Here is a 25,834-nt window from a genome sequence, read left to right as displayed (position 1 = left end):
TGATGCTATTTGTTTCATATGGTATTGAGAAAATATTCACAGTTTAGAACTTTATTATTTTAAACTTAAAGTAATATGCAAAAGTGGTCAAACTTTAAACTTGTCGTTTTTCGAATATCAAAAGCTTAACATTCTTATAAGTTTATATTTAGATACCATCCTTTAATTTTGCAATTAAAAAACTGAACACTATCTTTTACAATCATACATTTAGAACTAACCTTTGATTAAGATTGTCAATTTTTAAAGGACCGTAAATTGTTAAAGAAGAATTTAAAAAGAGCATTCAGATTTTAAAAAAATATTTTGCAACTGACTCTGGGAGTTTGATTAAGATCAAAAAGAAACAATATTTTGAATAAAAAAGATTATAAAATTCACATCATTGGCGCGGGGATTAGCGGATTAATTGCGGCCGTTGTCCTCGAAAAAAATGGATATCATCCAACTATAATAGATGCAAACACTAAGGTAGGCGGACGTGTAACTACCGAAATAATTAAGGGCTATCAACTAGATAGAGGCTTTCAAGTGTTGCTCGAGGCCTATCCAAAGGCCAAACAGTATTTAAATTTCAAGGCTTTAGCACCTCAGTACTTTTTACCAGGAGCAGTAATTTTTAAAAATGGTAATCAACAAACTATCGGTGACGCCTTGCGAAAACCTAGTTTGTTGTGGGGAACATTAGTATCAAATGTTGCAACCTTTAACGATAAGCTTAAAATATTGAAGTTAAATAGACGTCTCAAAAAACAGAGTCTTGAAGAAATTTTTCAAAAACCAGAACAAACCACATTAGGCTATTTACAGGAATTTGGATTTTCTTCTAAAGTAATTGATGAATTCTTCAAACCATTTTTCTCAGGTATTTTCCTCGAGCCAAATTTAAGTACCTCCAGCCGAATGTTTGAATACGTTTATAAAATGTTCGGAGAAGGTCTGGCGGTGCTTCCAAAAGATGGTATTGGAGCTATCCCTCAGCAGCTCAAATCTAAATTGAAAACAACAGAGTTTATTTTTAATACTAAAGTGAAGGAAGTAACCGATTCTACCTTAGTGTTAGAAAATGGTGAGGTTTTAAACACTCATTTTACCATTGTGGCAACTGCGGCTTCGGCGCTAATTCCAAATTTAAATAACCAAGAAGTGAAATGGAAACGTTGTGATACTCTTTATTTTGAAGTAGAAAAACGAAACTTAAACAAGCCTATTATTGGTTTAGTGGCTGATAAAGGCGCACTCATAAATAACATCTTCTTTCACGATAGTTTAGAGATGACCCACAACGGTGCCCATCATTTATTATCCGTAACAGTAGTAAAACCTCACCAACTATCAACTGAAGCGCTGGTTAAGGCTGTTACTTCAGATTTAAAAACCTTTTGTAATATTCAAAACACTGTATTTCTAAAGCATTATCCAATAGAAAAAGCATTACCTAATTTAAAAGATTTGCGTTACGACGGTGAGCCTTCTGAAACCCAGTTAAAGCCAACCATTTATCTGGCGGGTGATTATATGCTAAATGGCTCATTAAACGCAGCTATGATTTCTGGTGAACGAGCAGCCCAAGGTGTCATACAAAGTTTGGAAGATGGTCTTGTGGTGGAAGAATTAACCTCCGAATATCTATAATATCTCACTACACCCCATGTAAAAGGATTGATTAAGCGGTTATTTTCAATGGTATTTATCATCAAAAAGACACATAGTACAAATATCAAAATTATAACTTATCTTTGCAACGGTAGTTAAGGGCACTATCGTGTTTCATTATATTCATCGGAATTAAAATCTAAGTTGCCTTCAGTATTTTATCTCTCCTTTAAGTTTAAGAATTCCCTTTAACTGCTTTAATTAAATATATGTTTTATTGAATGGCTAAATCACAGCAAACTTTTAACAAATCTGAAAAAGAAAAAAAGCGTTTAAAAAAGCGCGAAGACAAGCGCAAAAAAATGGAAGCGCGTAAATCAAACAAAGATGAGCATGGCACAGGAGGTATTCCTATTGCTTATGTAGATTACAATGGAAATTTAACCGATACACCGCCAGACCCAACTATGAAGGTAAAGGTGGATGCCGAAAGTATTGAAATTGGTATCCCGAAGCAAACGGCCGAAGACAAAGAAGCGTTAAACCCCGTTCGTGAAGGTAAAGTATCTTTCTTTGATGGTTCAAAAGGTTTTGGATTTATAATTGACAACGTCAACCAAGAGAAATACTTCACCCACGTTAGCGGTCATTTAGATTCTATTGCCGAAAACGACAAAGTATCCTATGAGCTTGAAAAAGGTATGAAAGGCATGAATGCCGTTCGGGTAAAAAAAATATAAACCTTATAAACTTATTAATCTAGGCCACCCTTGCGATTTCCGTCGCGAGGCTTTGGCCATTCCATTTGTTCATTGGTACGTCGGTTAATTGGCAATACGGCTCGCTCTCTCGAAGTACGCTCTTCATCTTCAGAAGCCATATAAGTCATAATAGCAATTAAGGCTACATTGTTCTTTAAATCATCAAATACAATTTTGTCGTAAGTATCTAAATTGGTATGCCATGTGTAATTCCAATAAGACCAGCTTAGAGAGCTCATACTAAAAGCTGGTGCGCCAGCTGCTAAAAAAGAGGCATAATCAGAACCACCACCAGCAGGACTTCCAGGAAAGTTAGTTTCAACATGTTTTTTAATATCCTCAGGAACTGGTTGCATCCATCTGTTTAAATAATCGTAAGAATGTAAAAATCCTTGACCACTTAAACTCACCACGCGTCCAGTTCCATTATCTTGGTTAAAAACAGCTTGTACATTATCGACAATCTCGGGATGGTCGTGCACAAAAGAGCGCGAACCGTTCAAGCCTTGTTCTTCGCTACCCCAAAGGCCAACTATAATAGTGCGTTTTGGGTTGGGATAATATTTCTTTAAAATTCTGGCAATTTCCATCATGGTAATACTTCCTGTACCATTATCTGTGGCGCCAGTACCGCCATCCCAAGAATCAAAATGCGCCGATAATATGATATATTCCTCTGACTTTTCTGTGCCTTCTATTCGTGCAATAGTATTAAAAGTAGGAGCAGTACCTAAATCTTTGGATTCAGTATAAATGCGCAACATTGGTTTTTTTCCCTTTTGGGCTAAACGGTAAATGCTGCCATAATCTTCTAAGGATATATCAACCGTTGGAATATTTTTTGTGCGCGAGCTAAATATTTTATTGGCACCAAAAGCTCTAGACCAGTAAGATTGCACTATTCCTGCTGCGCCTGCTTCTTCCAGTGCCACATCTAAAGTACGACTACTGTAACCAGTGTTATTTATATTGTCATTCCACGTGGCTGTTTGTTCTTCTCGATCTTTCTTCATCTTTTCAAAGGATTCGGGTGTGGCAAATTCCTCCCAATTATAATCGGGTCTGCCTGTGGGCTGTGGCATAGAGGTGAGAACTAATTTTCCTTTTACATTGGGTAGCCATCTCACAAAACTCAGAGAATCTGTAATATTTTCAGGCAAGGTAATCGCTTCGACCGTAATCCCTTTTTTAGGTGTCGCGGCACTCCATGCAAGTTGCATGCCTTCAATAGATTTCACACGAGGTGATACCATATCAATATGTGTAATGCCACGTTCCCAAGCGTGCCATTCGCCGTATTGTTCGTTTTCAGCTTTGATATCCCAACTGTTAAATTTAGCAACGGCCCAATCATGAGCCTGTTTCATTTGTGGTGAACCTACCAATCGTGGACCAATTTCGTCCATTAACTCAAAAGCGAGTTGTTCTAGCTGCGAGTTGTTGTAGGTTTCGTCCATAATGTTTTGAATAATTGCATCTTTATCTTGAGAAAATGCTATAGAATTAAAGACTAAAAAGATTAAGATAAATGTTTTAAATGTTGTTCTCATTGAAAGTTGGTTTTAATTAAGTTTTAAAGTTAATTCTAATGTCGGTGTTTTAATGTTAAATATTTCAAAAAGACCTTCAGACCAACTCATATTTAAGAGCGTCTTCATATGTAAATCCAATTAATACTCCTAATATTGCACGTTATTTTAAACTTATGAGCCAACCACCAAACAAGTTATTAGTTATAGGCGCATTTTTCTCTATCTACTTTATTTGGGGCTCTACTTATTTGCTTAATAAAATAGCTGTTAAAGAGTTGTCACCTTTCTTTCTTGCATCAGTTCGCTTTACCATCGCGGGAGTCATCATTTTTTTATTGTGCAGAGTTTTAGGAATTTCACTCAGAATAACAAAGACACAATTGCGCAATTGTGTCATTAGTGGTTTCCTATTTTTGGCTTTTGGGAATGGTATCATTGTGTGGGCTTTGAAATACGTGGATAGCGGTTTTGCTGCTTTAGAGATTTCGGCTCAGCCATTGGTGGTATTAATTCTTATGTTTTTCATTCAAGGTAAAAAAATCAAATCTAGTTCCATTATAGGGGTGATTCTCGGTGTAATTGGTATTTATTTATTGGTAAGCCAAAAAGCTATTTTGAGTCAAGAGAATTCAATACTTGGAATGATTATGATTTTTGCCTGTATGGTAAGTTGGGGCTATGGCAGTTTGTTTGTTGGTAAGGCCGATTTACCAAAAAACTATTTTGTAACAGCTGCCTATCAAATGATTTCAGGTGGTCTTATACTGTGCATTGCTAGTCTTGCTTTTAATGAACCTTGGTTGAATATCACATTGTGGAGCAGTGAGGTTTATTGGTCTATGGCACTACTAATTATTTTTGGAAGTATCGTAGCTTTTACATCATTTAATTATCTGCTTAAGTTTGTTTCCCCAGAAAAGGTGGCTACTTCTACCTATGTAAACCCAATCGTTGCTCTTTTTTTAGGATGGTTTTTTTTAAATGAAACCATCACCTTACAATCGATTATTGCAGCATCGGTGTTGCTAACCGGCGTTTACTTTATCAATACCAAGAGGACTATGGTTATATTTTCTCGGTTTAGAAGGTAAATAGTCTCATTTTTCTTAGTAGCATCTTTCAAAAGATTAACAAATGTTAACACATAAGCTCGTTAACTCATTTTCTTTTAAGTTTTAGCTGTCGTACCTTTCAGATTAATTAAAAAAATAAAGCAGCTATGTCAAAACAACCTCTTTTAGAGCCAATTATATTATCTAATACCATTCAACTTAACAATCGTATTGTAATGGCGCCTATGACACGAAGTCGCGCCGATAACGATGAACGCGCACCTACAGAGGCCTTACACGGGGTGTATTATGAGCAACGCGCCTCCGCTGGTCTCATAATTACTGAAGGTTCTCAAGTTTCTAAACAAGCTATTGGTTATATCAATACGCCTGGAATTCATTCTAAAGCGCAAGTTGAAGGCTGGAAACATGTGACTCAAAAAGTACATGATAAAGGTGGAAAAATATTCATTCAGTTGTGGAATGTTGGTAGAATGTCGCATCCCGATTTCCATAATGGCGAACTGCCTTTAGCGCCTTCAGCCATTAATCCTAATTCCAAGTCCTACACGCCAGCAGGTTTTAAAGATACGGTAACACCTAAAGCCATGACTATTGAAGACATTCAAACCACTGTAGCCGATTTTGCCAAAGCCGCTAAAAATGCAGTAGAAGCGGGTTTTGATGGTGTTGAAATCCATTCTTCCAATGGGTATTTGTTTCATCAATTTTTCAACAATGCTTCTAATCAGCGCACCGATCAATACGGCGGAAGTATTGAAAATAAAGCACGGTTTTTATTTGAAGTGCTAGAGGCTGTTAAAAACGAAATCCCTGTTGAACGTATCGGATTAAGGCTTAATCCTTCATTGCATAATGCCTTTGGAATGACTTTAGATGAAGAAACCATTCCAACTTTCGAATATATTGTAAAACAACTCAATAATTATAATCTCGCTTATTTACACTTATCGGAGCCTTTTACCGATGTTTCTGATGTACCTCATGCTGTAACTGACATTGCAAAGCATTTTCGTCCGCTTTATAAAGGTACCTTAATAATCAATAGCGAGTTTGATCAAGAAAAGGGAAACGCGATAATTGAAGCTGGCTTTGCTGATATGGTCGCCTTTGGTAAGCTCTATATTTCAAATCCTGATTTGGTGGAACGATTTAAAACCAATGCACCATTGGCTGAATGGAATGAAGATACATTTTATACTCCCGGAAAAAAGGGTTATATTGACTATCAGTTTTTAGACAAAAAAATTAAAGAAAAAATATAAATAATTAAATAAAAATATATGACAACCAAAATAAAAGCATTCGGCACTAAAGCTGCAACAGCCGATTTAGAGCTATTACAAATTGAGCGCAGAGTAGCTGGCGCCAAAGATGTGCACATCGAAATTTTATATTGTGGTGTTTGCCACAGCGACATTCATACCGCTAGAAACGACTGGAAAAATTCCGTGTATCCAGTAGTGCCAGGCCATGAAATTATTGGTCGCGTGGTTAATGTTGGAAACGAAGTGAAAAACTATAAAACTGGCGACTTAGTGGGCGTTGGTTGTTTAGTGGATTCGTGCAGAACATGTCATTCATGCAACGACGGTTTAGAGCAATACTGTGAAAACGGCTGGACCGGCACTTACAATAGTCCCGATAAACATTTAAACGGCACAACTTATGGTGGATATTCCACGTCTATTGTTGTTGACGAATCATTTGTTTTAAAAATACCAGAAAACATTGACCCAAAAGGCACGGCGCCATTACTGTGTGCCGGTATCACTACTTGGTCGCCTTTAAAACACTGGAATGTTAAAAAAGGGGACAAGGTTGGTATTGTTGGTTTGGGTGGCTTGGGTCACATGGGCGTTAAGTTCGCAAACGCTTTAGGCGCACATGTGGTGATGATTACTACAAGCCCCTCAAAAGCTGCTGATGCGAAAGCTTTAGGTGCACATGATGTTTTGATTTCAACCAATGAAGCGGAGGTTCAAAAACACCTTAACAGTTTCGATTTTATACTAAACACCGTCCCTGTGGCTCACGAAATGGATCCTTATATCGCCATGCTGAAACGCGATGCAACTATGGTGATGGTAGGCGCGGTAGAGCCATTAAAACCATTTCACGGCGGAGGTATCATCTTAGGCAGAAAGCGCATTGCTGGTTCGCTTATTGGCGGCATCAAAGAAACTCAGGAAATGTTAGATTTTTGTGGAGAACACAATATCACTTCAGATATTGAAATGATCAATATGCAAGACATTAACCAAGCTTACGAACGCGTTATCAAAGCAGATGTTAAATACCGTTTTGTAATTGATATGGCGAGTTTAAAAAATTAACTTACTTCATATATTATTCATTTAAGCCAATAACTTGATGTTGTTGGCTTTTTTTATCAAGTTATTTTTTAAAGTATTTAAGATATGTAGCATACTTCTTCTTGGTTATTTTTTTACCACAAACCACGCAAAGTTTTTTCTTAGTGTTCTCCGTGACTCTGTGGTTTATTTTTCACCACAAAGACCACAAAGATTTTACACAAAGGGCACAAAAGTTTTATAAATGTCAACAGCCTAAACTTTGCGTGCTTCGTGCCTTCTTTGCGCACTTCGTGGTTAATTTTTTTACCACAAAGCTCAAACTTTTTCACAAAGCGCACTAGGTTGTATTGTATCGTTTTGCTCTTTAGCGCAACTTGATTTAATCATTACAAAGATTATTCAACATAACTAATTGTTAAAAAATCCTACTGTTTCATATCTCTTAATACATTTTCATATCTTTAAAAATTGCATTAACCAACTAATCTATTTTAAATGAAAAAACACTTTCTATCACTTTATTTGCCACTGGCATGTTTACTATTTTCCGTTACTGTCACGCATTCTCAGGAGGATATTCTCGGGCAACTTTCTGACATTGCCATTGTTGATGAAAAAGTGATGATGCCCATGCGCGATGGCATCAGATTAGCAACCGATATCTATCGCCCAAAAGCCGATGGCCAGTATCCTATTATCTTTTCAAGAACACCTTACAACTTTAATACATGGGTGGATGGTAAACAAAGATTAAGAGAAGCACAACGGGCTTTAGATTATATAAAACAAGGCTATATTTATGTGGTTCAAAATGAACGTGGTCGGTATTTTTCTGAAGGTGAATGGGATATTCTCGGAGTCCCTTTAACCGATGGCTACGATGCTTTTGAATGGATGAAAAATCAACCGTGGTCTAACGGTAAAATAGGGACTATTGGTTGTTCTTCTACGGCTGAATGGCTCATGGCAGTGTCGGCTTTAGATCATCCTTCCCATGCCGCTATGGTGCCGCAAGGTTTTGGTGCCGGTGTTGGTAGGGTTGGCAATATCAATGAACAAGGCAATTGGTATCGAGGTGGTGCAGAACAGATGTTGTTTTTCGCATGGCTATATGGCGTAGAACACGACAAATTCAAACCGCGTATTCCAGCGGGTGCAACACAGGAAGATTTAATTCGCATTTCTCGATTTTACGATTTAGGTCCCAAAAATCCATCAGTAGATATGGCCGAGGCTTTAAGCCATTTACCAATTCAAGATATTCTAAAAAATGTAAACGGTAAGCGCGAAATATTCGATAAAATGATTCGTAGAAAGCCTAACGATCCCGAATGGTTTGAAGGCGGACTTTACCATGACAATATGGAAATTACAACACCCAGTTTTTGGTTCGCATCTTGGTACGATGTGTCTATAACTCCCAACATCAGTTTATTTAATCATGTGCGCAACAAGGCTAAAGATGCCTTTGTAAGGGATAATCAGTACTTGGTAATTGCGCCAACCTTGCATTGTGGTTACACCAGAGCTACAGAAAATACTATGGTTGGTGAACGTAGCGTTGGAGATGCCAGATTAAATTACAACGAGCAAATTACCAAATGGTTCGATTTATGGCTCAAAGGTGAAGCGAACGATTTTAAAGAGACAACACCTAGAGTGCAATATTACACTATGGGAACCAATGTTTGGCAATCCTCCAATACGTGGCCACCTGAAAACACTAAAATGACCACGTTTTATTTAAATAGCAACAGAAAAGCCAATAGCCACTTTGGCGATGGTAAACTCACAACTAAAAAACCAGCTGCCGATAAACCAGATAGTTTTATTTACGACCCAATGGCGCCTGTCCCATCTTACGGTGGCAATGTGTGTTGTACTGGCAATGCGGTGAAAGGCGGCGCCTTCGATCAAATTGATATGGAAACACGTGAAGATATTTTGGTGTATTCTTCGGATATTTTAACGGAGGATACAGAGGTTTCAGGTTTTATTGAAGCCACGCTTTATGTGTCTTCTGATGTTAAGGACACGGATTTCACCTTAAAACTAATTGATGTAGCTCCTGATGGCACGGCCTATAATTTAGATGAAACCATTCAGCGGGTGCGTTACCGTGAAGGTTATGACAAAGAAGTATTTATGGAAGAAGGTAAGGTTTATAAAATAGACCTCACGCCATTGGCTACTAGTAATGTCTTCAAAAAGGGACATCGTATTCGTATAGAAATATCTAGCAGTAATTTTCCGCGTTTTGCCAGAAACCTTAACACAGGCGGTAATAATTATGATGAATCGGTGGGTGTAATTGCCACCAATAAAGTGCATCATTCAAAGACGTATCCATCGCAAATACGTATTCCTATTGCAAAATAACTTTAAAAAAACCTATGTTTCTTAGCTAAACTTTCTGTAGTAGTTGTACCACAGAGTTGCACGAAGAAATTGCTAGTTTAAAAATAGTAAAACACAACACATGAAATCAGTTCTTTATCTTTTGATTCTATGTTTCAGTATCAACCTTTTTTCACAAAAGAAAGTATTAGATCATTCAGACTACGATATTTGGAATACCATCCAAAGAGAAACCATTTCACCCGCAGGTGACTTTGTAATGTATTCCTTAGAAAAGGGTGAAAAAGACCAGCATACAAGAATTAAAGATAACAAAGCCAACTTGGTGTTTGAACACGAACGTTCAGAACGCGGCAGCTTTACCTATGATGGCAATTATGCCATTTTCACCATCAAGCCTTGGAAAGATAGCATCATTGAAATGAAGCGTCGTAAGGTTAAAAAGGAGAAAATGCCTAAAGATTCTATCGGGATTTTTAATTTAAAGACCAAATCGCTTCATAAAATTGGAAATATAAAATCGTATCAACTCCCCGAAAAATGGTCGGGATATGTGGCTTATACTTTTCAGTTGGAGGATAAGAAAAAGCCGGATAATACTGAAAAATCTAAAGATTCAACTCAAAAAGATACCACCAAAACCAAGAAGAAACCAAAAGTTGCTAGCGACAAAACAGGCTATTCCTTGGTTATTAAAAACTTAAAATATTCTGTAGAAGACACCATTCATTTTGTTACTAACTTCTGTTTTGCTAAAGAGGGCAGAAAGTTGGCTTATACCACAACTGGTGATGAAGACGATCATAACGCTGGAGTGTTTGTATTAGATTTAGACAATAAGATTACAAAGCAAATTTTTGAATCGCATGCCAAAACCAAATATGCTAAATTAATTTTTAGTGATTCTGGTTCGCAATTGGGATTTGTGGTAGATGCCGATACTACCAAAGCCTTTTTAAGGCCTAATCAGGTATACACTTGGAATGCTAATAATAATCAAACTGAATTGGTGGTGGATAATACTTCGGCACCTGAAGGCTATCGCGTGTCTTCCGACGGTAGTCTGAGTTTTTCAAAAGATGAATCGAGGCTGTATTTTGGATTGGCTTTGCCACACGTAGTGAAGGATACTACATTATTAGATGAAGAAATTGTGAATGTTGAAGTATGGACCTATGATGAACCTCGTCTATACACGGTGCAAGAAATGCAGATTGAAAATGACCAGAAAAAGTCTTTTGAAACCGTCTATCATCTAAACACTAAAAAGCTAATCCAAATAGCTTCAAAAGCTTATCCTGATGCCCGAACAGCCAACGAAGGTAACGGCAATTTCGCATTCATTAGCAATAGTAAGCCATATATGTTGGAAAGTCAATGGACAGGCAAAAGAGCGAGTGATGTGGCTATTATCAATGTAAACACGGGTGAAGTTAAACCTGCCATGAAACAATTTTATGGGAGTGTGCAGATGAGTCCGAGCGGTAAATATGCCTTCGGTTACCATCCTATTGACAGTACTTGGTACACCTACAATTTAGAAACAAGTAAATACACCGAACTCACAAAAGGCAAACCCTTTTTCGATGAGATGAACGATTCTCCTGTAGAACCCCGTTCGTATGGTTCTGCAGGTTGGACGAAAAATGATGCCTCCGTAATTTTATACGATCGTTATGACCTATGGGAGTTCCATCCTGAAACTGCTGTTGCGACGAAATTAACCGATGGCCGACCTAGCAAAACAAGCTATCGATATGTCAATTTAGATCCAGAGCAACGTTATATTGATACTTCAGATAAATGGTTGTTAACTACTTTTAATGAAACTACTAAAAATTCAGGTTACTATGAATTCAATTATAAAAACAAAAACGGTAAGCAGCTTTTAGACGGACCTTACCGCTATTCAAATCCTCAAAAGGCCAGAGAAAGCGGGGCTGTTATTTTTAGTCGTCAGTCGTTTCAGGAGTTTCCTAACATTCGATTATCTGATTTAAGTTTTAAAAAATCAACGGTAATTAGTAATGCCAATCCGCAACAAGCTAATTACAATTGGGGCACTGCGGAATTGGTGGAATGGACATCTTTAGATGGAATTCCGTTAACCGGGATGCTTATCAAACCAGAAAACTTCGACCCTAATAAAAAATACCCTTTACTTGTTAATTTTTATGAAAGGAGTTCCGACGGATTGCACAACCATCGTATTCCCAGAGCTGAGCGTTCGTCTATCAATTACAGTTTTTATGCCAGCCGTGGTTATCTTATTTTCAATCCTGATATTCATTACCGCATCGGTTACCCAGGCGAAAGTGCTTTTAGTTGCGTGATGCCTGGTATCACTTCTTTGATAGAAAAAGGTTTTGTTGATAAAGACAATATTGGCACCCAAGGCCATAGTTGGGGTGGTTATCAAATTGCATACATGGTCACCAAAACTGACATTTTTAAAGCAGCCGAATCAGGTGCGCCGGTTGCTAACATGATAAGTGCCTACGGCGGTATCAGATGGCAAACAGGCCTGAGTAGGCAGTTTCAATACGAACATACCCAAAGTAGAATAGGAGGTACGCCTTGGGATTATCCACAGCGTTATGTGGAGAATTCACCCATTTTCAATATCGATAAAATTAACACACCTTTGCTCATCATGCATAACGATGCCGATGGACATGTACCATGGTACCAAGGCATTGAGTTTTTCACAAGTTTGCGTCGTTTGGGTAAACCTTCCTGGATGCTTAACTACAATGGCGAACCACATTGGCCTTTAAAAATGCAGAATCGCAAAGACTTTAATATCAGAATGGCGCAATTTTTCGACCATTATTTAAAAGCTGCTCCTAAACCTGTTTGGATGGAAAGTGGCGTGCCTGCTATTGAAAAGGGTGTTAATCAAGGATACGAATTAATAGATAAAGAATAGTAATATGGTAAAGAAAATTAACTGGGCCGATGTACCAGTAGAGCAAGTAAACGATAAAATGCAACGACAAATGATTTATGGCGACAAAGTCATGGTGGCTAAAATGAAGTTTAAGGATGGTTTTTTAGTGCCGCTTCACCAGCATGAAAACGAACAGGTAACCCAAGTAGTTTCTGGCACCATCCGTTTTTGGTTTGGTGCAGATAAGGCGCAAACCATGGATTTAGGACCTGGTGATTCTGTTGTGATTCCGTCTCATGTGCCTCATGAAGCCTTGATGATTGGCGATGTTGAAGAAGTCGATACCTGGTCGCCCATTCGCGCCGATTGGCTGGATGGCACCGATGATTATTTAAGAAAGTAGGCTGTGGATTTAGGATTAAAAGACAAAGTAGTGTTTATAGCTGCTTCCAGTGAGGGATTAGGTAAGGCTGTCGCAATGGAGCTTGCCAAAGAAGGGGCGACCGTCATTATAAATGGCAGAAATGAAGACCGTTTAAAAGCAACCCAACAGCTGATTGAAACTGAGTACAACACTACAGTGCTAGCAGTTGCAGGCGATTTATCAAATGCTTCCGAAAGGGACCAAGTATTACAGACTATTTTTAAACAGTTTAATCATATTGATATTTTGGTAACTAACACTGGTGGTCCACCGGCTGGCAAGTTTGAAGATTTGTCGCTTAAGCAATGGCAACAGACCTATAATTTATTATTAGAAAGTGCGGTAGCTTTGATACAAGCTGTACTTCCTGGTATGAAACAGCAGCCTTATGGACGCATTATTTCAATTACCTCTCAGGCAGTAAAGCAGCCAGTTGATAATTTAATTTTATCTAATTCAGTGCGAGCTTCGGTGGTGGGATTAACTAAAAGCCTTGCTAATGAGTTGGGTGTTTATAATATCACTGTTAACAACGTGATGCCCGGTTATACTAAAACCAACAGACTTTTGACTTTAATTGAAACGAATCCCGATTTTAAAAACGCTGTTAATGAGATTCCACTAAAACGCTTTGGCGACCCCGAAGAATTTGCGGCAGCTGTTACCTTTTTAGCGAGTGCTAGGGCTAGTTATATCACAGGAACATCGCTTGCTGTTGATGGTGGCTGGATAAAAGGTTTATTGTAAGTAGCGCTAAGTATATTGTATGCAAAAAAGGGAGATCTATTTTTAAATAGCTCTCTAATCAGTATTTTTTGGAATTTAATTTAAATTCTTGTAAGCAGGACTATATAAACAAAAGTTTCACCTCCAAATTCCTCGGTGGTTCTCACTTTTAAAGTTGTGTTGCTGAGTGTCAAGATTTCGGCGGTGATAACCTCATCATCGTCATTAATGGTTATTTGTTGACCATTTACTTCATAAGAAAATGTAAAAGCTTCGGTTTCACATTGACTATCCATGTTTAAGAAAAAATAGGTCTCAACGGCTGTACCATTAGCACTAAACTCTATAAAATCATTGCCACATTCAGGGGCTTCGTGATCGTAGGGCTCAAGGACTTCTTGGCCACCAATAATGGTTCCTTCTTGAGAATACTCCCAGGCACCTATTATGCTAGCTTGGTTTCCACCATTATCGTCATCGCTACTGCAAGATGTAAAAATGATTAAAGTTACGATTGGTAAAAGGATAAAGATTTTTTTCATGATAAAAGATTTTAGTTGGTTTAAACTTAGACTCCAAATCTATAATATACATTTGGTATAAAAAAATTTAAGCATTAAATTTGAGATAATTACGTAATAATTGAGCTATAGCTTAAGTTGAGATTTGCCTATCCCACACCCTAGGAATAAAAACTTATTTAAGATTTTAATACTTCAGTTACTTTAAAAAAATGTGTATTTTTATTTCCTAATCCTTTGCCTTAAATCGTGGCCGATAAAGATTTAATAAACAATAACATTCTTGTAACTGGCGCTTCCAAAGGCATTGGATATGCCATTGCTGATTACCTCATGTTGCAAGGTGCTTGTGTAGCCGTACATTTTAATAGTGGTCAAGACGCTGCACGACAATTGATATCAAAGTATCCAAATACACGCTCGAGATGCTTTCAAGCGGATTTGAGTCAGAAAGAATCTGTTAAAACATTATTTCAAGATATAATCACAGCTTTTGGAAGGCTGGACAGCATAGTTTTAAATGCTGGTGTATTTTTAGCGCATCCTATTTCAGAACATATTGATGATTGGTTTGAGGTATGGAAACGCACCTTGGCTATTAATCTGGATGCGGTGGGATTACTCACTAAATTGGGAATTGATTACTTCAAATCTCAAGCCTCTGGAGGCCGTTTTATTTATATTGGCAGTCGTGCTGCTTTAAGAGGTGAAACACAAGAATATTTAGCCTATGCGGCTTCTAAAGGTGGTTTAACTTCTTTGGCGCGCAGTGTTGCGCGATCCTTCGGTAAAGATAATATTAAGGCTTTTGTGGTTGCACCGGGATTTACCCGAACGCAAATGGCTGAAGCATTTATTGACACTTATGGCGAAGAACGCATCCTAAGTGAAATAGCTTTAAACGAACTTACCACACCACAAGATATAGCGCCCTTGGTTGGATTAATGTGTAGTGGATTAATGGATCATGCTACAGGAGCGACCATTGATGTGAATGCGGGGAGTCATATTAGATAAATTCGAATGTTAGAAACCAAATTTTTTAAAAAAAGATAGCGCCATATTCTAAAACGCTCTACAATTTCTTTTATTGAGACTCATTCTAAAAAAGCCAAGGGTGGGCTTTGCTATGGCTTTGCTATGGAGTAAGGTGGGAGTATCTATGGAGTACCCTGCTAATAGGTACTAATTGTTTGTGAGTAAAATATTTGAAGTAAATAAACCTTTGTTTATCTGTAAGTAATTGATATCCTGATACTGGGATGTTAATTAATTAAAGTTAACGATGCAAAATAGTACAACCTATTCTGAAGTTAGCGGTTGCTTAAAAGATAATTAAATTTGCTTGTCTATCTAAATAACCGCTTCAAAAGCACATAGAATCCATATTTACTAGCCACGTTAGCTATGGTCATTACCCAATTAGCTGGTCTTAGATTGTCTGTAAATTCGCTTTTAGCTAATTTCATTTTTTCTAATGCAATGCTGCGTTCAAGCTTGAGACGTGATAAATTATATTGAATATCTTCAAAAGATTGATATTGTTTCATAGTTGTTAGTCGAAGAATTTAGAGGAAAATGTTTTAATGATTTTGTTGTTGATGTGATGTCGGCTAAAATAAACGATTGATGTCGCTATTAAAAATATGCCAGCCACTATAACGAAGCCTAGAGCGCCATCTTGTAGCCAATTGCCGATAGCCATAGCGGCCGCAAAAGCTAAGAAAATTAGTGCTATGAATAACATGCCACCAATAATTATAGCTTTTGCAACTAGACTAATTGAAATTGTTAATTGCTGAAAAACTTTTAATGTAAAATATTCTTGTGTTTTTTTAATATAAGTTTCCCCTGCATCCGACATTTTGCCAGTTGCATCATTTACAGATTCAAAAATATTCATGCTTATGCTTTTTGAAATTTCTTGTTTTTAGACTTAAGCTCAGCTAATTTCTTTTCAAGTGTTGTGATGACATCTTCAGTTTTGTGACTCATATCCGAAACGATAGATTCCACTTGTTCATCTAAAGATTCTTTTTTATGAGATACGGTTTCAACAACGCGATCTTTCATATGGAGCGCACTTTCCTGAATCTTATCTTTAGCAGCTTGCGCTTCGTCTGCTATGCGCTGTCTTGTATTAGAGCCTTTATCTGGTGCAAACAATATTCCTAAAGTTGCGCCAATGGCTGTTCCTGCTAAAATTCCTAAAAGTGTACTACTTTCTCTTCCCATAATGTGTTTGTGTTTATTTGTGTTATTAATTTATAATTGTCGCATTAAAAAAATTGTTATATTTTTTATTCAATCGACTTCCTTTGTATTATACCATTAATTATTGAATAAACAAGGTTATTTAAAATTACTTTAACATTCAAAGACAAGTAAGAGGTTAGAACAGATAGTTTAGTGTTCAGCGATTAGGCGATGTTCGTTGATTAACTGGAGAATAAATTTTGAAAGATGAGTTGTTTCGGCTTTTAATATCTAAGTTTTTATGTTAAATTAAAGCGCTCAAACTTTAGCGCGGCGTCTCTTCACGCTGCTAATGAACGCTCGCCCTATTTCATCAAAGTCCCTTTATTAGTAAAATATAGTTAAAACCATCTAATACATCTGCGCGCAAGAATTCATGTGTTGTTGTATGGCTCAAAAAAAAGGTATTAGAAGCTTTTGTCAACTTAATTGAGGCTATTGTGTTGATATCCATCTTTTACCTTTTCATTACACTTTTAACATTTACAAATTCTTTAAGTCCAAAGCCACCGTGTTCACGACCGTAACCCGATTCTTTAACACCACCAAATGGCATGGCCGGATCAGCTAAACCAAATGAATTGATAAAGACCATACCCGTGTCAAAGTATTTCTCGGCTATTTCAAAGGCGGCGGCTTCGTTTTTTGAGAAGATTCCACCGCCAAGTCCATAACGACTGTCGTTAGCAATGCGCATGGCATCTTTATTGTTCTTGGCTTTGATTAGTGAAGCTACGGGTCCAAAAAATTCATCCTCGTAGGCTGGCTGTCCGGGCTTCACATTTTCTAAAACTGTAGCGGGATAGAAAAAGCCTTCTCCATTCGGAATTTTTCCTCCACAGGCTATCTTGGCGCCTTTCTTTACACTTGCTAACACTTGTTCGTGCAGTTCATCACGGAGATCTTCACGTGCTATGGGACCCAATTGGGTACTTTTAATATTAGGATTTCCTGTTTTGACCTTACTCATGGCTTTTACAAATTTCTCCCGAAACTCATCATAAACCTTTTCTACTACAATAAATCGCTTTGCAGCAATGCAAGTTTCGCCATTGTTATATATACGTCCTGTTACGGAAGCTTTAACGGCAAGGTCTATATCGGCATCTTCAAAAACCAGATAGGCATCGTTGCTGCCCAATTCCAAAACAGATTTTTTTAAGGCCGCCGTAGCTTTCTGTCCAATTTTCTTGCCTGCCTCTGGACTTCCGGTAAGGGTAACACCACGCACCAGCTTATTGGTTATTACGCTATCGGATTGATCGTGGTTTATAATCAATATGGTAAACAAACCGTCTGGTATGTCGGTCCTTTGGTAAATTTGCTCCAGCAGTTTGCCGGAACCGGTGACATTTGAGGCGTGCTTCAACAATACACCATTGCCGCCCATAAGACTTGCAATGGAATAGCGCACTACTTGATAGCTTGGATAGTTCCAAGGCTGGATACCATACACCACGCCAATCGGTGCATAAGACACACGTCCTTTGTTGCCGTTTAGCATATCGCGTTCTTCTGTTTTTAGTTCTTTGGGTCCGATTTTAGCGGTATAATTACAAATGGCAGCGCATAAATCTATTTCTTGCCTGCTATGCTCTAAAGTTTTTCCCATTTCATCGGTCATTAATTGTGACAATTCTTCTTTGGACTTCATCAATTCTTTTCCGATGGCCTTAATAACTTTTGCACGATTTTCAGGACTTACTTCTCTCCATATCATAAAAGCTTTATGACATTTTGTAATGGCATCTTGTAATGCTTTGTCCGTTATGTATTTATAACGATTCAGAATTTTACCGTTTGTGGGGTTGATGGTTGCTATTGTTTTTTCTTTACTCATAATGGTATTATTTTAAGTTTGATTAGCCTTGTTCTGTTGGCATTATGTAGACGTCGTTAATATTAACTCTAGTGGGCTGATTTAAGGCATAGAAAATAGCGTTGGCTATATCCTCAGCTTCTAGTTTGGTCATTTCTTTCATGTCTTTTAGTTTCTCTTTTATATCGGCATCGGTAATGGTTTCAAACAGACTAGTGTCTACCGCACCTGGTTCGATAGAGGTAATGTTGATACCATATTGAGGCGCTAACTCTTTTCGTAAGCCTTCGGAAAACATTTTAACTGCGACCTTGGTGGCGCAATACACAGCACCGCCGGGAAAATAATTGTGTGCTGCCGAAGACGACATGTTGATGATATGTCCGCTTTTGTTTTTTTTCATGGTCGGTAATACCGCGGCTACGCCGTTGAGTACGCCTTTGATGTTAACATCTACCATTTTTTCCCATTCATCGGTTTTTAGCTTTTCGATGAGAGAGAGTGGCATCAGTCCGGCATTATTTACCAACACATCAACACTACCATATTCTTTAATAGTCTGCGACACTGCTTCTTTTAGGTCGGCGGATTTGGTTACATCCGTTTTTACCACGATCGCCTTTCCACCATTTTTAACAATCTTATCTTTTAAGGTGTTTAGTTCGTCTTCACTTCGGGCACATAAAACTACTGAGGCGCCTTCTTTGGCTAATTTCATAGCCGTTGCTTTCCCAATGCCGCTGGAGGCACCTGTAATCATTACTACTTTGTTTTTTAGATCCATCTGTGTTTGTTTTTGATTATTTTAGTTGCTTTATACCTTTTGGTAAATCTATCCAAAATGGGACTCATATTCCTTACATATAACTTAAAGATGTTTGTAAATATCTCAGTGTCATTTTAATAGTAATTGATAATTATAGGCCTTATTGATCTTGTTTAAATCCACGGCATACCTTGGATTCATGGCTTATGTGAGGGTTATTACAGGTGTTTAACCACCTACAAGATTTAGTTCAGATTCATGGAAAAACTGTCACATCTCAACATTTTTTTGAAGACTTCAGCAACAATTCACACTATATTAATTTTAAACCAAAATGTTTTAAAATTTAACACATTTCGAATGCCCAAACTTCAAACGTTTTCGTTCACTATTTCAATATTTTAAAAGGATTCCAAGCATACAAACATGACGAATATCATCAAAAAACAATCTGTTTGAATCTAATTTTGTGCTAGGTAAAAACCTAACATTACTTATAAGATTCACATTATGGAAGTAACAAAATTTATTAGTGGTTCCTGGACAAAAACTGTAAACGTTCGGGATTTTGTGTTTAATAATATCACACCCTATCACGGAACCAGTGCTTTTTTAGAAGGTCCGACCAAGCGCACACTAAAGCTGTGGGATATTTGTACCCAAGCTATGGCCGAAGAACGCGCTAATAACGGCGTTAGAAGTGTGGATACAGAAACCATTTCAACTATAGACGCCTTTGGACCCGGCTATATAGATAAAGACAATGAAATTATTGTTGGCTTACAAACCGATGCACTTTTAAAGCGTGCCATGAAACCTTTCGGAGGTTTTAAAGTGGTTGAAAAGGCTTTATCCGAACATGGCAAGGTACCAAACGAAAAACTAACAGAGCTGTTTTCAAAATACGTTAAAACCCACAACGATGGTGTTTTTGATGCCTACAACGACGAGATTAGAAACTACCGTTCACTCGGTATTTTAACAGGCTTACCTGATAATTATGCCAGAGGTAGAATTATTGGTGACTACAGACGTATTGCCCTTTACGGAATTGATTTTTTAATTGAATCCAAAATCAAGGATTTAGCCAGTATTACTGGTCCAATGACCGAGGATGTCATTAGATTGAGAGAAGAAGTATCGGAGCAAATCAAGGCTTTAAATGCCATGAAAACTCTAGGTAATTCATATTCAATAGATTTATCAAAACCCGCTACAAATGCGCGCGAAGCAGTGCAATGGACTTACATGGCTTATCTGGCTGCAGTAAAAGAGCAAGATGGTGCTGCCATGTCGCTAGGCAATGTATCAACCTTTCTTGATATCTATATTGAAAACGATTTGCAGCAAGGTTTAATTACCGAAGCAGAAGCACAAGAATACATAGACCAGTTTGTCATGAAATTAAGAGTGGTACGCCACTTGCGAATGCAGGCATACGACGAAATTTTTGCAGGCGATCCTACTTGGGTTACCGAAGCTATAGGCGGAATGTTTCATGATGGTCGCACAAAAGTTACCAAAACATCTTTCCGTTTTTTAAATACACTCTATAATTTGGGTGCTTCACCCGAACCTAATATGACCGTGCTTTGGTCTGAAGATTTACCCGAAAACTTTAAAGAATTTTGTGCAAAAGTAGCGATTGAAACCTCTTCATTACAGTTTGAAAACGATGCACTGATGCGCGACAGTAGAGGTTCGGACGATTACGGTATTGCCTGCTGCGTATCGCACCAGGATTTAGGCAAATCCATTCAGTTTTTTGGAGCCCGTACCAATCTTGCCAAAACCTTACTATTGGCTATTAATGGCGGTAGATGCGAGTTAACGGGTGAACAAGTGCTTGAAGGTGTTCCTATCGATAAAGATGAATACCTTGATTTTAATAAGGTGATGATTAACTTTAAAGTAGCCATGCAAGAAGTAGCACGTGTGTATTGCGATACCATGAATATTATTCACTACATGCACGATAAGTATTATTACGAAAAAGCACAGATGGCACTTATAGATACCAATCCGCATATTGATATTGCTTACGGTATTGCCGGACTATCAATCGTTGCGGATTCGTTGTCGGCCATAAAATATGCGAAGGTAAAACCCATAAGAAATGAAGACGGCTTAATAGTAGATTTCAGCATTGAAGGTGCGTTTCCTAAATACGGTAATGACGACGATAGGGTAGATGCTTTGGCAGTGCAAGCGGTATCCGACTTCAACAATGAGTTGAAGCAGTTTATAATCTATAAAAATGCCACACCAACCTTATCGGTGTTAACAATTACCTCTAACGTGGTGTATGGTAAAAAAACAGGCGCTACTCCGGATGGCAGAGCTTTGGGTGTTCCTTTTGCACCCGGCGCGAATCCTATGCATGGTCGTGATGAAATGGGCGCTATTGCCTCTCTAAATTCGGTTGCAAAAATTAGATATGAAGATGCACAAGACGGCATTTCCAATACCTTTTCGGTGGTTCCAAAATCATTAGGTGCCGATGTTGAAACGCGCGTTCAAAATCTGATATCTATTTTAGATGGGTATTTTTCTAACAAGGCCCAACATATCAATATCAATGTGTTAGACAAGGACACCTTATTAGATGCCATGGAACATCCAGAAGCTTACCCGCAACTTACCATCAGGGTATCGGGTTATGCAGTTAATTTTGTTCGACTCACCCGTGAGCAGCAAATGGAAGTGATTTCAAGATCATTCCACGAGTCGATGTAATATGTACTATTTAAAGCACCTGTTTGAATGGCCTACATTTAATAAGGTGCTTTTTTTAAAGTAAGACTATGACTATTTTACCAGACACTATACTAAACGTTCATTCTATCGAAAGCTTTGGCACCCACGACGGTCCCGGTATTAGGTTTGTGATTTTTTTGCAAGGGTGTAAGCTTAAGTGTTTATACTGTCACAATCCCGATACCATAGCAATGGAAGGTGGTGAACCTCATACCATAAAAGCACTCTTTGATATGGTGATGAAGGCCAAACCTTACTTCGGAAAGTATGGCGGTGTAACCGTCTCTGGTGGCGAACCATTGCTGCAAGCCAAAGCATTGATACCCTTTTTTAAACTTTTGAAGGCTGAAGGCATTCATACCGCCATAGACACCAACGGTCGTATCTTGAATCATTTTGTAAGAGAATTATTAGACGACTATACCGATTTGGTGCTGCTAGATATCAAGCATATGACTGAGGAAGGCTATCAATACCTAACTGGTATGAAAAACCACCAAACCACTTTTAATTTTGCACAACACCGCGAAAAGACAGGTAAAGCTATGTGGCTGCGTTACGTCCTCGTTCCGGGTTTAACCAATAAACCTGAACTGTTGCAAGCCTTGGGAACTTATTTTAAGGACTTTACCACAATTGAGAAACTTGAAATTTTGCCCTATCATAAATTAGGCGTGCATAAGTGGGAATCCTTGGGTTGGGAATACCAACTCAAAGATGCCCGCGAAAATACAGCAACCGAACTTTTAGAGGCCAAAGCCCTGTTGCAACCCTCATTTGAAAATATTAGTATTAATTAAATCCGTTATGGATAAAACGCAAAGTATGATACATCCTAACATTAAAAATCGCTGGTTAATCGCTTTATCTGCCATTGGTATTCACATTTCTATAGGGTCGGTGTATGCCTATTCGGTTATAACAAACCCTGTAAAAGACATTTTTGATGTGGAAGGTAGCACCATAAAATGGGCGTTTAAATTGGCCATTTTATTTTTAGGTATTTCAGCGGCCTTTTTAGGACCTTGGGTTGAAAAAGTAGGCCCTAGAGTAAGCGGGATTACGGCTGGTTTGTTTTACGGTATCGGAATATTAGGTTCAGGTTTGGCGGTATATTTAGAATCACTTGCCTTATTTTACCTATGTTATGGAGTTATTGGTGGTATCGGACTCGGGCTCGGTTACATCACACCAGTGAGCACTTTGGTTAAATGGTTTCCAGACAAACGCGGACTGGCAACAGGCATGGCCATCATGGGTTTTGGTTTTTCAGCTTTAATATTTGGCCCAATGATGCAGTCGCTTTTTGAAACGGTGGGTATATCAAATGCTTTCTATATTTTAGGCATCATTTATATGGTTTTAATAATCGTTTCGGCGCTTTATATTGAACGACCGCCAGTAGGCTACAGTCCAACTGGTTTTAGTCAAGAAGCATCGGGCAACATCAAAGCCGATATTTCTAATATGACTTCTAAAGAAGCGCTAAGTTCCATACGCTTTTATTATATCTGGATCATGATGTTTATCAATATCACTTGCGGCATTGCCATTATTGCAGCGGCCAGCCCCATGGTGCAAGAAAAATTGAACTACACACCCATGCAGGCGGCCACGGTGGTGGGCTTAATTGGGGTGTTTAACGGACTCGGACGTTTGTTTTGGTCCAGTCTTTCCGATTATTTGGGGCGTTCTAATACCTATGTGCTATTTTTCGCCTTTCAAATACTGGCTTTTTATTTTCTTCCTCAAATTACGGTTGAATTAACATTCTTAATCGTTTTATTTACGGTGATTACCATGTATGGCGGCGGCTTTGCCACTTTACCAGCCTTTTTGGGCGATTTATTCGGAACCAAGCAATTGGGTGCCATTCACGGTATGGTACTTGCTGGTTGGGCTTTGGCTGGAGTTGTTGGGCCAACCATTTATGATGTGGTGTTAAAAGCTACTGGTTCTTTAGATATTACCTTAAGAGTGTTTTCTGGCATGTTTTTAATTGCTTTTGTGGTGTCCTTATTGATGAAACGTTCCGTTAATCTGGCTTATAAAAAGGCCGATGAGGTTATGGTGGATTTGTAGCAATTGTAAGATACTGTGGTTAAACTGGTCTTATCAACCATACTCCCAAACCGATTCTTGTATTTATTTATTATAATAAGCACTCATTTAAAAATGGCTTACCTATAAGCATGGATCCAACCCGTTAAATTACTATATTTAGACATAATTACAAACCAACCCACTATGAAAACACCATTTCTTTATCTATTCATAATTTTAGTATTGCTCAATTCATGCAAACAAGAAACAGCTGAGGTATCCTCATTAATCAATTATCAAGGCGAAGAAAACTATTCGGTTATATTTGGAAGCACCGTTGTTGGGCATCTTAACACCCAAATCTCCGGTGACACCATTAACATAGATTTCGACTATAAAAACAACGGTCGTGGACCTACCATGAAAGAAACCTTGGTTTTAAACGCTGCTGGTTTCCCCGTGGAATGGCACATTACTGGCAATACTACTTTTGGAAATGCTGTAGATGAACATTACACCTTTGATGGCAGCATGGCTTCTTGGACGGATGCGACTGGCAGCGACAGCACCAGTGTAGAAGTGCCATTGTGGTATGTAAACCAGTCGGGGAGTCCATATTCGGCTATTCTCACGGCGCGTAGTCTGTTAAAAGCAGTCGATAATTCGGCAGCTGTACTTCCAGCGGGAACACTAAAATTAACCGAAATGGAAAAAACCAGCATTACAGTCGATTCAACTACCGTAAATCTTACTACTTATGCGATTTCTGGTGCCGATTTAAATCCTAGTTATTTTATAGCGGATAGCGATCAACGCCTGTTTGCCTTTATTAGTCCATCGTCAGTGACGGTTAGGAAAGGTTTTGAGTCTAAAGAAAAGGAACTCCGTGCTTATGCCGAAAAATATTCAACCCAACGATTTGAAGCCCTTCAAAAGGAATATGCCCACAACTACGGTAAAAAAGTCCGTATTGCCAACGTAAAAATATTTGATCCCAATACGTTGTCACTTACAGAACTATCGTCAGTACTGGTAGAAGGTGATCGTATTATAGGAATTAGTGCACCCGACGTGGTAGGTGAAGATGAGGTAATAATTGACGGCACAGGTGGCACCTTAGTAGCCGGTATGTACGAAATGCATGCCCATACTGGAGATGAAGATGCCTTGTTAAATGTTTTAGCAGGCGTGACTTCGTTTCGCGATATGGGTAACAATAATGAGGTGTTGGATGAATTAATTGCAAAAATCAATTCGGGTGTTTTGGCTGGACCACGTATTCACCGTTTGGGTTTTATAGAAGGCAAAAGTGAATACAGTGCTAATGGCGGCATTGTTGTAGCTAGTGAAGCAGAAGCCTTAGCAGCGGTAGATACTTATCGCGATCAAGGCTTTTACGGTGTGAAACTCTACAATTCTATGAATGGGGATTGGGCGCCAACCATCGTTAAAAAAGCTAAGGAATACAACATGTTTGTTTGCGGCCATGTACCTGCATTTTCTAATGCCAATGCTATGTTGCTTGCAGGTTTTGACGAAATGACCCACATCAATCAAACCATGCTAGGTTGGGTTTTAGAACCAAAAGAAGACACCAGAACATTACTTAGGTTAACGGCGTTAAAAAGATTGCCACAAATAGATTTGAATAGTGCCAAAGTAGAGGAAACTATAGATTTATTTTTAGAGAATAAAACCGCTATCGATCCAACTTTGGCCATTCACGAAGCGCTCATGACATCAAGGAACGGTGAAGTTAGGGAAGGCACTAAAGATTTTATAAATCATATGCCACCCAACACACAGCGTGGTTATAAAGTTGCTATGGCCGAAATTGCCTCGCATGAAGACGATAGGGATTATCGTGCAGGCTATGATAAAATTGTGGAAACCTTAAAAATGATGAAAGACAAAGGCATTTTTATAGTACCAGGCACGGATTTAGGAGGATCGTTTTTTTACCATCGCGAATTGGAACTATACCAACAACTAGG

21 protein-coding genes are annotated in these 25,834 nt (G+C 38.3%); 14 read left to right on the top strand and 7 right to left on the bottom strand.

Translation table 11 applies throughout. The features are described 5' to 3' along the window. The first annotated feature begins 354 nt into the window (after nt 1-354). Nucleotides 355-1,635 (top strand): NAD(P)/FAD-dependent oxidoreductase, encoded by a 1,281-nt coding sequence (locus V7Z48_RS05020; protein WP_334112306.1) that lies wholly within the window; start codon nt 355-357, stop codon nt 1,633-1,635. 242 nt (nt 1,636-1,877) lie between these two features. Then, on the top strand, nt 1,878-2,336 hold the full coding sequence (locus V7Z48_RS05015; RefSeq protein WP_334112305.1) for a cold-shock protein: 459 nt from the start codon (nt 1,878-1,880) through the stop codon (nt 2,334-2,336). A gap of 14 nt (nt 2,337-2,350) precedes the next feature. Here V7Z48_RS05015 and V7Z48_RS05010 read toward each other — a convergent pair whose 3' ends face one another. Beyond that, nucleotides 2,351-3,907 carry a M20/M25/M40 family metallo-hydrolase gene (locus tag V7Z48_RS05010; protein WP_334112304.1) on the bottom strand — a complete coding sequence of 519 codons (1,557 nt, stop codon included), beginning with the start codon at nt 3,905-3,907 and terminating at the stop codon, nt 2,351-2,353. 155 nt (nt 3,908-4,062) lie between these two features. Between V7Z48_RS05010 and V7Z48_RS05005 the strand changes: the two genes are divergently transcribed. The 7 genes from V7Z48_RS05005 to V7Z48_RS04975 all read left to right on the top strand — a co-directional run bounded on the left by V7Z48_RS05005 (nt 4,063) and on the right by V7Z48_RS04975 (nt 13,699). After that, nucleotides 4,063-4,980, top strand: a complete 918-nt coding sequence (locus V7Z48_RS05005) for an EamA family transporter (RefSeq protein WP_334112303.1) — start codon at nt 4,063-4,065, stop codon at nt 4,978-4,980. 128 nt (nt 4,981-5,108) lie between these two features. Continuing rightward, complete coding sequence (locus tag V7Z48_RS05000) at nt 5,109-6,227, top strand: alkene reductase (protein WP_334112302.1); 1,119 nt, start codon at nt 5,109-5,111, stop codon at nt 6,225-6,227. A gap of 18 nt (nt 6,228-6,245) precedes the next feature. Further along, nucleotides 6,246-7,298, top strand: a complete 1,053-nt coding sequence (locus tag V7Z48_RS04995; protein ID WP_334112301.1) for an NAD(P)-dependent alcohol dehydrogenase — start codon at nt 6,246-6,248, stop codon at nt 7,296-7,298. A gap of 477 nt (nt 7,299-7,775) precedes the next feature. Further along, entirely contained in the window at nt 7,776-9,659 is a 1,884-nt protein-coding gene (locus V7Z48_RS04990) for a CocE/NonD family hydrolase (protein ID WP_334112300.1), read from the top strand. Nucleotides 9,660-9,759: 100 nt separating this feature from the next. Beyond that, on the top strand, nt 9,760-12,567 hold the full coding sequence (locus V7Z48_RS04985; protein WP_334112299.1) for an alpha/beta hydrolase family protein: 2,808 nt from the start codon (nt 9,760-9,762) through the stop codon (nt 12,565-12,567). A gap of 4 nt (nt 12,568-12,571) precedes the next feature. Further along, nucleotides 12,572-12,931, top strand: a complete 360-nt coding sequence (locus V7Z48_RS04980; protein WP_334112298.1) for a cupin domain-containing protein — start codon at nt 12,572-12,574, stop codon at nt 12,929-12,931. A gap of 3 nt (nt 12,932-12,934) precedes the next feature. Further along, entirely contained in the window at nt 12,935-13,699 is a 765-nt protein-coding gene (locus tag V7Z48_RS04975) for an SDR family oxidoreductase (RefSeq protein WP_334112297.1), read from the top strand. 80 nt (nt 13,700-13,779) lie between these two features. Here the strand turns inward: V7Z48_RS04975 and V7Z48_RS04970 are convergent, their stop codons facing one another. Further along, nucleotides 13,780-14,220, bottom strand: a complete 441-nt coding sequence (locus V7Z48_RS04970) for a lipocalin family protein (RefSeq protein ID WP_334112296.1) — start codon at nt 14,218-14,220, stop codon at nt 13,780-13,782. Between the two features lie 228 nt (nt 14,221-14,448). Between V7Z48_RS04970 and V7Z48_RS04965 the strand changes: the two genes are divergently transcribed. Next, a complete protein-coding gene (locus V7Z48_RS04965; RefSeq protein WP_334112295.1) occupies nt 14,449-15,216 on the top strand; it encodes an SDR family NAD(P)-dependent oxidoreductase in 768 nt (255 codons plus the stop codon). Nucleotides 15,217-15,548: 332 nt separating this feature from the next. On the opposite strand, the gene V7Z48_RS04960 is transcribed toward V7Z48_RS04965, so the two are convergent. The 5 genes from V7Z48_RS04960 to V7Z48_RS04940 form a co-directional block, all read right to left on the bottom strand. Next, nucleotides 15,549-15,749: a DUF6327 family protein gene (locus V7Z48_RS04960; RefSeq protein WP_334112294.1), complete on the bottom strand. Its 201-nt coding sequence runs from the start codon at nt 15,747-15,749 to the stop codon at nt 15,549-15,551. 5 nt (nt 15,750-15,754) lie between these two features. Then, nucleotides 15,755-16,102, bottom strand: a complete 348-nt coding sequence (locus V7Z48_RS04955) for a hypothetical protein (RefSeq protein WP_334112293.1) — start codon at nt 16,100-16,102, stop codon at nt 15,755-15,757. Nucleotides 16,103-16,104: 2 nt separating this feature from the next. After that, the gene (locus tag V7Z48_RS04950) at nt 16,105-16,434 is read right to left on the bottom strand and encodes a YtxH domain-containing protein (protein WP_334112292.1); all 330 of its coding nucleotides are present in this window, start codon (nt 16,432-16,434) and stop codon (nt 16,105-16,107) included. Between the two features lie 478 nt (nt 16,435-16,912). Beyond that, entirely contained in the window at nt 16,913-18,295 is a 1,383-nt protein-coding gene (locus V7Z48_RS04945; RefSeq protein WP_334112291.1) for an NAD-dependent succinate-semialdehyde dehydrogenase, read from the bottom strand. A 22-nt stretch (nt 18,296-18,317) separates the two neighbouring features. Then, the gene (locus tag V7Z48_RS04940; RefSeq protein WP_334112290.1) at nt 18,318-19,058 is read right to left on the bottom strand and encodes an SDR family oxidoreductase; all 741 of its coding nucleotides are present in this window, start codon (nt 19,056-19,058) and stop codon (nt 18,318-18,320) included. Nucleotides 19,059-19,550: 492 nt separating this feature from the next. Here V7Z48_RS04940 and pflB point away from each other — a divergent pair, with 492 nt between their 5' ends. The 4 genes from pflB to V7Z48_RS04920 form a co-directional block, all read left to right on the top strand. Continuing rightward, nucleotides 19,551-21,776, top strand: coding sequence for a formate C-acetyltransferase (pflB, locus tag V7Z48_RS04935; RefSeq protein ID WP_334112289.1), 2,226 nt, complete (start codon nt 19,551-19,553; stop codon nt 21,774-21,776). 68 nt (nt 21,777-21,844) lie between these two features. Further along, nucleotides 21,845-22,597: a pyruvate formate-lyase-activating protein gene (pflA, locus tag V7Z48_RS04930; protein WP_334112288.1), complete on the top strand. Its 753-nt coding sequence runs from the start codon at nt 21,845-21,847 to the stop codon at nt 22,595-22,597. Between the two features lie 7 nt (nt 22,598-22,604). Beyond that, nucleotides 22,605-23,879, top strand: a complete 1,275-nt coding sequence (locus V7Z48_RS04925) for an L-lactate MFS transporter (RefSeq protein ID WP_334112287.1) — start codon at nt 22,605-22,607, stop codon at nt 23,877-23,879. Between the two features lie 165 nt (nt 23,880-24,044). After that, on the top strand, nt 24,045-25,834 hold a 1,790-nt coding region (locus V7Z48_RS04920; protein ID WP_334112286.1), incomplete at its 3' end, for an amidohydrolase family protein.

Source organism: Paucihalobacter sp., from assembly GCF_036825875.1.
Taxonomy (GTDB): domain Bacteria; phylum Bacteroidota; class Bacteroidia; order Flavobacteriales; family Flavobacteriaceae; genus Paucihalobacter.
The sequence above is the reverse complement of the archived record's forward strand: the minus strand, read 5'-3'. Positions and strand labels throughout refer to the sequence as shown.